The organism is Natrarchaeobius oligotrophus, assembly GCF_003841465.1.
Lineage (GTDB): Archaea > Halobacteriota > Halobacteria > Halobacteriales > Natrialbaceae > Natrarchaeobius > Natrarchaeobius oligotrophus.
In genome coordinates, this window is the sequence record NZ_REFZ01000025.1 from 22354 (window position 1) to 30618 (window position 8265).

General features: G+C 65.9%; 9 protein-coding genes and 1 pseudogene. 3 read left to right on the forward strand and 7 right to left on the reverse strand.

Features of this window, described 5'->3' with window-relative positions:
- Nucleotides 1-52: 52 nt before the first annotated feature.
- The 5 genes from EA472_RS20100 to ligA form a co-directional block, all read right to left on the reverse strand.
- Entirely contained in the window at nucleotides 53-664 is a 612-nt protein-coding gene (locus EA472_RS20100; RefSeq protein WP_124193290.1) for a CDP-alcohol phosphatidyltransferase family protein, read from the reverse strand.
- Complete coding sequence (locus EA472_RS20105; RefSeq protein ID WP_124193291.1) at nucleotides 661-1203, reverse strand: adenylate kinase family protein; 543 nt, start codon at nucleotides 1201-1203, stop codon at nucleotides 661-663. Before EA472_RS20105 ends, EA472_RS20100 begins: the two co-directional genes overlap by 4 nt.
- Nucleotides 1200-2333 (reverse strand): histidinol-phosphate transaminase, encoded by a 1134-nt coding sequence (hisC, locus tag EA472_RS20110; RefSeq protein ID WP_124193292.1) that lies wholly within the window; start codon nucleotides 2331-2333, stop codon nucleotides 1200-1202. The genes EA472_RS20105 and hisC overlap by 4 nt, the downstream gene beginning before the upstream one ends.
- A 100-nt stretch (nucleotides 2334-2433) precedes the next feature.
- Nucleotides 2434-3645: a hypothetical protein gene (locus EA472_RS20115; protein ID WP_124193293.1), complete on the reverse strand. Its 1212-nt coding sequence runs from the start codon at nucleotides 3643-3645 to the stop codon at nucleotides 2434-2436.
- 179 nt (nucleotides 3646-3824) lie between these two features.
- A complete protein-coding gene (gene ligA, locus EA472_RS20120) occupies nucleotides 3825-5588 on the reverse strand; it encodes an ATP-dependent DNA ligase LigA (protein WP_124193294.1) in 1764 nt (587 codons plus the stop codon).
- 205 nt (nucleotides 5589-5793) lie between these two features.
- On the opposite strand from ligA, the gene EA472_RS20125 reads away from it, so the two are divergent.
- Both EA472_RS20125 and EA472_RS20130 read left to right on the forward strand, forming a co-directional pair.
- Nucleotides 5794-6444 carry a helix-turn-helix domain-containing protein gene (locus EA472_RS20125; protein WP_124193295.1) on the forward strand — a complete coding sequence of 217 codons (651 nt, stop codon included), beginning with the start codon at nucleotides 5794-5796 and terminating at the stop codon, nucleotides 6442-6444.
- A gap of 144 nt (nucleotides 6445-6588) precedes the next feature.
- Nucleotides 6589-7122 (forward strand): hypothetical protein, encoded by a 534-nt coding sequence (locus EA472_RS20130; RefSeq protein ID WP_243637912.1) that lies wholly within the window; start codon nucleotides 6589-6591, stop codon nucleotides 7120-7122.
- 110 nt (nucleotides 7123-7232) lie between these two features.
- Here EA472_RS20130 and EA472_RS20135 read toward each other — a convergent pair.
- Nucleotides 7233-7418 (reverse strand): annotated as a pseudogene (locus tag EA472_RS20135) (archaeosine biosynthesis radical SAM protein RaSEA); the annotation flags it as partial.
- 183 nt (nucleotides 7419-7601) lie between these two features.
- Here EA472_RS20135 and EA472_RS20140 point away from each other — a divergent pair.
- Nucleotides 7602-8084, forward strand: coding sequence for a hypothetical protein (locus EA472_RS20140; protein ID WP_124193296.1), 483 nt, complete (start codon nucleotides 7602-7604; stop codon nucleotides 8082-8084).
- Here the strand turns inward: EA472_RS20140 and EA472_RS20145 are convergent.
- A partial coding sequence (locus EA472_RS20145) for a transposase (protein ID WP_207891193.1) occupies nucleotides 8066-8265 on the reverse strand: 200 nt, incomplete at its 5' end. The two genes, EA472_RS20140 and EA472_RS20145, sit on opposite strands and share 19 nt — an antisense overlap.

Consider the following 8265-nt stretch of genomic DNA (forward strand, 5'->3'; position numbering starts at 1 on the left):
CCTATATCGTGGCGAGCCATAAAGGATGCGGCGCGTCCGCAATCGCGGTTCGTCACTCCAGTGCGGCCCAGGAATAGAAAAATCGCTGGAGTGCGGTGACGTGGCCGACGACCGCGAGAAAGACCAGCAGCCATCCGACGAGCGTTAGTCCGCCGTACGTTCCCTCGATCGGATACGCGAGCGCGCCGACGATCCCGATGATCGCGAGCCGATCCGCGCGACCGACGAGCCCCCCGTAGACGCGATCGAGGCCGACGGCCTGGGCCTGCGTGCCGAGATACGAGGTCATCACGACGCCGGTGACGGCCAGAAACCCGAGGAGGTAGTCGCCGATTCCGGCGGCGAGCCCGCCGATGATGACGATGTCGGCGTACCGATCGAGAACGTGATCGAGGAGGTCGCCGGCCGCCGAGGCGACGTCCTGTTCGCGAGCGAGCGCGCCGTCGACGACGTCGAGCCAGCCGTTGACGAAGACGAGAACGGCGCCGACCAAGTACCAGATCGGATCCGCCCGTCCGCCGAGTACGAACGCGACGGCCGCCAGGACGGCCATCGCGAACGCGAGCACGCTCACGCCGTCGGGCGTCATCCCGATCCGGTCGAAGCCGTCGACGAACGGATCGAGAAACCGCGAGACGTACGGTCGAAGCTGGTCGAGCGTCATTCGAGGTACCCCACGAAGTCTACCTCGCCCGCGCTCGGCTCCCGCTCGCCCGCTACGACCGCCTCGAGGTTGGCCGCGACCGACGTCGGATCGCGATCGGTCGTGTCGATCTCGTACACCGACTCGCGGCCGTGTCGTTCGACCGCTTCCGCGAGAATCACGTCGAGCGCCTCGCTCTCGGCGTTCTCGCGGGCCTTCTGGTCGGGTTCCCCCCGTTCGAGCAGTCGCGTCTCGAGCGTCGTGGGTTCACACCGGAGGACGGCGACGCGGTCGACCGGCACGTGGTGTGCGAGGTGGGATTCGATCACGACGTCGTCGAGTCCGTCGAGCCGGTCGACGAGCGCCTCGAGGTCGGCAACCTTGCTTCCCCGCTCGTCGTCTACGTCAGTGTAGAGTTCCTCCGCCTCGAGCAGCTCTCCGACGTGGACGACCGCGAACTCGCCGTCGAATCGCTCGACGCCGGCGTCGAGGCGCGACTCGAGCAGCTCCGTCGCGGTCGTCTTTCCGGTCCCCGGCGTCCCGGTGACAGCGACTCTCACGTGTCCGGCACCTCCGTGGCGGTCTCGCTTTCCTCGTCGCGTCCCGCGAGCACGGCGTTGAGCGCTTCGACGGCCCGTTCGGTCTCGGCTTCGGTGCCGCAGGTGATCCTGAGACAGCCCGGCAGGCCGAAGCTCGAGCAGTCCCGGACGATCACGCCCCGGTCCTGCAACGCCTCGGCGACCGGCGTCGCCTCGCCGACGTCGACGAGTACGAAGTTCCCCTCGCTCGGCCAGACGTCGGCGTCGATTCGGTCGCGCAGATACTCGCGCGAGTTGCGGGCCGTTCGGACCGTCCGTTCGACGTGTTCGTCGTCCTGGAGGGCGGCGAGTCCGGCGCGACAGGCCAGTTCGCTCGCGGCGAACGGGGTGTTGACCCGCGCGTAGGCGTCCCCCCACTCCTCGGGAACGATCGCGTAGCCGAGGCGGATGCCGGCCAGCCCGTAGGCCTTCGAGAACGTCCGGAGGACGGCGACGTCGTCGCGACCGTCGTCCGTTCCCCGCCCCTGGAGCAGCGAGACGGCGCTGTCGAGGTCGGCGAACTCGCCGTAGGCCTCGTCGACGACGACCAGCGTCTCGTCGTCCGTCTCCACGGCGACCCGTTCAATCTCGTCGACGGACATCGTCGTCCCCGTCGGATTGTGCGGACTGGTGATCCAGACGATCCGTTCGCCGTCGTAGGAGTCGAGTACCCGATCCGCGGTCTGTTCGAAGTCGTTAGTCCGCTCGAGCGGGTACTCGCGCACCTCGCCGTGGTGAAACCGCGAACTCATCCCGTAGTACGCGAAGCCGGGCGTCGGAACGAGGACGGCGTCACCCGGCTCGATCGTCGCCCGGTGGAGGTAGTCGATCGCGCCGTCGCCGCCGTTGGCGAGCCAAATTTGCTCGTCTTCGACGGCCCAGCGGTCGGCGATCGCGGCCACCAGATCCGCGTGAGCGGCCTTCGGGTACGAACTCGTGCTCGAGGCGTGCTCGCGGATGGCGACGGCGGCCGCCGGCGAGGGACCGTGCGGGTTCTCGTTCGAGGCGAGTTTGACGAACTCCGAGGGATCGCGCCCGAGTTCGCGGGCGACTTCCTCGATACCCCGACCCGCCTTGTATGCGACGTGATCGGACAGGTCGCGCGGTTGCATATCGAAATCCAGTTTCCGGTGGCTCTTAAGGGTGCTTACCTGTCCCGGCGTAGCGGAGTCGAAAGCGACCACGGACGGCGGGCCGGGTCGATCGCGGCGATCAGCCGACCAGGTCGAACGCGACCGCGGGAACGCCGTCTCCGGATCCTCCCCAGAAGACGAATCGATACCGCCCGTCGGGGAGATCCGGACAGATCTCGAGGTGCTCGCCGTGGACGTCGTCCTCGAGGACGCCGGACTCGGAGAGCGTGAGCGTCCACTCGAAGCCCTCACCCGGCGGGTGGATTATCCCCTCGTCCGTGTACGCGATCGGTGCGTCGTCGACCGCACCCCGGACGTCCATCCAGCCGTCGGCCGTCGAGACCTCGAGTGAGTACTTGTTCCGGTTGCCCGTCGTCACCGTGCCGTCCGAGACGTTGCGCACCCGGATCCGAACCTCGTCGCCGCGTTCGAACGCGAGCGCCTGCCGCTCGTCGTCGCCGTCGTACTGCGGGTTCTCGACGCGCATCGCGAGCAGCGCCTCGCCGTCGTCGCCGGCGGTTTCGCCCCAGGCGACGTCGCCGTCGTCGGGCGATCGGAGGCGCTCGAAATCGTCCGCGTCGCACGACAGCGCGTCGGGAACCGTTTCGGGGTCGTGCGTCGGTCGGACGAATCCCGGGAGGCCGTCCGGATCGAGCAACCCGCCCGTGCTGTCGACCGTCTCGGTCTCGCCCCAGCCGTCCGTGATCTCGAACGCGGCCGCGGACGGGAGTTCGTCGCCGGTGACGCGGACGAACGCGGCCGGGTAGGTCACCGCCTCGCCGCAGGCTTCGCCCTCGTCGCTCACGTCGACGGGACGTGCCGTGGCGGTGATCGCGCGCTCGGACTCCTCGCCGCCGAGCGCGTCCGCCGACACCGCGACGTCTCGGACGTCGACCTCGCTGTAACACGTGTTCGGACCGACCGTCTGGACGTAGACGAGCACCGACTCCGAGAAGTCGGTCTCCCCGTACCACTCCTCGAGGCCGTCGATCTCGTCGGGATCGTCGATCATCCAGGGCGCGTCGCGGTCGGACTCGAGGACGGTGAGAAACCCGGTCCGTCCATCCTCGTGTTCGTGCCAGAGCGGCCGGGAGAGCGTCGGTCCGAGCTGGAACGTCTCGGCGGTGACGTCTCCGTCGCCGCCCGTTCCAGCCGAGCCGTTGCCCCCGGTATCTCCGTTTCCGGAGCCGTTCTCGCCTCCGGTACGAGGATCCTCGAGACAGCCGGCGATGGCTCCAATTCCGACCGAGCCCGTCGCGAGGAGGGCGTCGCGTCGCGTGAACCGATCCATACCTGCTGGTACGAAAACGAACCGTAAATGCGTTCTCCAAGGTGAAAGGATCCTTTGTGCTACGCCGGTATCGATCGCCGTTTGCGAGTTCGAATTACGGATAACGGAGGATCGGGTAGCTTGCCGACGCAGCACTCGTTGGAGGCGAGTCCCTCGAGCCGAGACGGAACGGGGCGATCTCACTCGTCCCGAAGCGACTCCAGGCGCTCGAGCGTGTCCGCGTCGGCGGGATTCTTGTCGTGGCGGACGCCCACGAACCGCGGAAATCGCAGCGCGTAGCCCGAGGAGTACGTCGGCGAGGTCTGGATCTCCTCGTAGCCGACTTCGAAGACGACCGACGGCTCGAGATCGACCGTCTGGCCGTCCTCGGCGACGACGTGGGGCTCGAGCAGCTCCGTCAGCTCCGCGAGCGTCTCGTCGCTGATGCCGGTCGCGACCTTGCCGACGGTCTCGAGGTTCCGCGGTTTCACCGCAGAGCCAGCGGAACGTAGGTCCTCGCCGTCGCCGTCGCGGATCGAGAGCTCGAACGTTCCGAGGAAGGTCGCGCGCCGACCTTCTCCCCACTCGGCTCCGGTCACGACGCAATCGAGGGTCTCGACGTCCGGTTTGCGTTTGCGCCAGTGCTTTCCGCGCCGCCCCGGCGAGTACGTCGAGTCGGGCGCTTTGAGCATGATCCCCTCGTGGCCGGCCTCGAGCGCCTCGGCGTCGATCGATTCGATCTCGTCGGCGTCGTCGGTGAGCCACAGCAGCGAGAGCGCCTCCACGTCCGCCGGATCCGTCGTCTCGACGTTGGCGGCGAGGACGGCCTCGAGTCGTTCGTGGCGGGTCGTCAGCGGCTCCTCGAGGAGATCGTCCCCGCCGACGTGGAGGCAGTCGAAAAAGACCGGCCGAACGGAGACGTTCTCGCGAGCCTTCTCGACGTCGTGCTTGCGCCGGAACCGCTTGAGCACTTCCTGGAAGGGCAGCGGCTCGCCCTCGTCGTCGACGGCGACGACCTCGCCGTCCAGAATCACGGGCTCTCCGAGCGCCTCACGTGCGAACTCGTCGACCTCCGGGAGGGCGTCGGTGACGTCCTCCATGTTCCGCGAGAAGACGCGCGTCGATCCGCCCTCGCCGTTGGCCGTCTCGGTCTCGATCCCGTTCGGGTCGTAGTGCAGTTGAATGCGCGCTCCGTCGTACTTCCACTCGACGGCGGCCTCGTCCCACTCCTCGAGTGCGTCCGTCACGGTGCCGGCCTGGGCGAGCATCGCCTGGACGGGGCGGCCGACCGCGAGATCGATCGCGTCCAGCCCCTCGAGACCCTCGTCGCGGGCGACGCGAGCGACGCGGCCGTAGTCGTTCGACACCTGCAGCGCGCGCTCGACCCGGTCGTCGGGGACGTCGAACGCCGCCGCGATGGCGTCCCTGACGGATCCCTCGCCGACGCCGATGCGCATCTCCGAGAGGACGATCCGCGCGAGATAACGCGCCTCGTCGCTCGAACAGCGGTTGAACAGCCCGAACAGGAGGTCGATCTTCCGATCGTGACTGCCGTCTCCTTCCGCGGCCGCGAGCTCCGCGAGGCGGTCGTGCACCTCGCGGACCGTGAGATCGTCCTCGCCGTCGCCGTCGCCTCCGAACGCGCTCAGACCCTGCTGACCGCCGAAATCGTAGCCGGCCGCGACCGCGCCGATCTCGCCGACCTCCGCCAGCCGGCTTTCGACGTCGTCGGCGCTCACGTTCGTCCCCGCCGCCCGGGCGATCGCCTCGTAACACGCGCTCGGCCCCACGTCGAGCGTCGTCGAATCCCAGGCCGGAAACACCCGTCCCTGAACGAACCGGGCGACGATCTCGACGTCCTCGCCGGCGTCCTCGAGTATCGACGTCACGTGGGCGACGATCTCGAGGTCGGCGGATTCTGCTTCGATCGTCCGGGCGCGCGCAGCGAACGTGGCGAACTCCATCGGTCGATGCTACGCGGGTGTGCGTTCTAAAAAGATCGGATCGGCGCCGTCGATCGGCACCGGTCCGCCAGCACGTTCATATCCCTGGCGACGGTTCTGGCGAGTATTCGATCATGCCCTCGAGCCACGCAGACCGTCGTCGACCGACGGAATCGCGAGACGAATCCAGCAACGCCCGCGTGCGGGAGAGGACCGGACACAGCCGATGATCCGCGCGGAGTTGCGAATCCGTCTTCCGGCGGAGCTGTGGATCAACGAGCTCTCGGAAGCCTACCCCGACGCGATTTTCACGCTCCTGTCGGGTTATCCGGTCGACGGCCGCGCGGTCGAACTCGGGGAGATCACGGCGGACGATCCGAACGCCGTCGTCGAGACGCTCGACGCACATCCCGCGATCACCGACCTGGAGGTGCTCAAGTCGACCGGGAGTCGCTCCCTCGGCAAGTACGAGACGACGGACACGGCGCTCTACGAGTTCGTCGAGGCGTCGAAATTGCCGATCGAGTTCCCGGTCGTCGTCCGGAACGGCTGGTTCGAGTTCGATCTGACGGGAACGCGCGAGGAACTCGAGCGACTTCGAACGACGATCGAGGCGGCCGGCGGAGCGTACGAACTGCAGTCGATAGTGAGCACGACCGACGACGACGCCCTGGTCACCGATCGCCAGCGGGAGGTTCTCGAGGCGGCGATTCGGGCCGGCTACTACGAGGTGCCGCGGGAGTGTACGCTCGCCGACCTCGCGGCGACGCTCGACGTCGACAAGTCGACCGCGAGCACGGTGCTTCGCCGGGGAGAAGCGACGGTGCTCAAGTGGTTCCTCGGCGGACCGAACGCGAGCGGCGGGCGCGGTCGGTGAACCGATTCCGAACGGGGACCGTCGACCGCCGTCCATCGCCGACAGGGTGCGATCGGTCGGCCGTCGTCCGTCGCCGCTCGAGCCGACCAGCACAACCCAACACGTTGGGGAAACCTACTCCGTCCAGCGGTCGCGAGTACCGGTATGACCGACGCGCCGATCGAGACGTCGACGGAGGGAGCCGCCGATCCGACCGCACGATCCGACTCGAGAACCGACTCGAGAACCGACTCGTCGCCGCTCGAGGCGATCGGACGGCGGGGATCCGAGAGCGTCGACGGTCGACTCTACGGGCTGATCGTCCTCTCGACGGTCTTCGGTATCGGCCACCACGTCGACCACGTCGTTCGCGGAAACCACGTCGGCTGGCCGCTGATCCCGGAGATCACGCCGTTCACCTACACGCTCGCGATCTACCCGTTTCTCGCGGCCGGGCTGTACCTGACGCTGACCGAACGCGCGGGAGCCGGCTACTGGGCCGTCCTACTGGGTGCCATCTTCGCGCTCGTCACCGTCACCCACTTCGGGCCGTGGGCGACCGAACCGCCGGGAGACGTCGTCGGGCCCTACGAGAGCGCACTCGCCGGCTACGCGGCGTTCGCGTGGCTGCTCGGACTCGTCGGAGCGCTGCTCGTCGCGACGTGCTACTCGGTTCTCCGGTGGCGGCGGGTCGCGTGACGGCCGACCGAGGAAGGGGAGTACGACGCTCACGAGGAACAGGTCGGGGAGACGAGAATTCGACGCGACAAACGGGTACTCGATACGAGAAACGAGAACTCGAGGGGCGACTAGCGAGTTAACGGCTGGTTGAAACTGCGCTCGCGCTCGAGGACGGTTTCCCACGTCAGCTCGCACTCACAGGAGACCTGCTCGAACACCGAAGGGTCCTGTCGGAGGTCGAAGTCCTTGATCGCCTTCTGGACGAGGTCGTCGCACTCGCCGCAGTTGTGCGGCCCGCGCTCGGAGTCGTGGCCGCCCAAACCGCCTGAAGAGACCACATCTTGTACGAGAGTAGATTAAATCGAACTCTACACGGGAGAAGCTCATGTCCACCATATGTCAACTCATAATCTTAGAATGATCTATAAATTTCTATCTGTAATTTATTATTATATTAGTAAATTTTATATACTGTATAAGTATAATTGAATGTGCAGATGGAACGAAGATCATTCGTGAAAGGTGCTGCGTTGAGCACCACCGGTATTCTGTGTGCGTCGACCCTTGGAACCGCATCCGCTAGCCCCGACTCGACTAGTGATGGGATCGCAGAATTCGAATTTCCAGCGTCCGTCACCTCGAGCAATAATAGGATAAAAGAGGTCGATCAAGGTAGAGAGGTCAGCTATCATAACTTCCACGGACATACAATCGCCGAAACCGGCGGTGGCAACACGACTGCTATCGTTAGCGATGTCAGTAAACGTGTAAACCTCTACACCGGGGGAAGAGCAATCCGCTCTGAGACGGTCCGAGCGGCTGCTGCATGGCAGTATTTCGACATTGACGATGACGTTGACGAAGTGGAGATTTCTCTCGACTTCGATCTCAAAGTGGAGGCTGCTGGAACAAGTGTGAATCCGATGGAAGAAGAACGCAATGACGCGGCATCTGATAGGGATCAGCAGAGATACTCATAGATCCTCGGTGAGTGCAGCGTTGGGAGTTTACTCGTGAGATACACTTTCAGTTCGGAGAGTGTTCGATAGAGTTTGTTGGCACGTCCCTCGTTCACTTGACGCCAGCACTGTTCGAGTGGGTTCATTTCCGGTGCGTACGAGGGGAGGTATTCAAGAAGCAGGCCAGCTTTCGCGGCCTGCT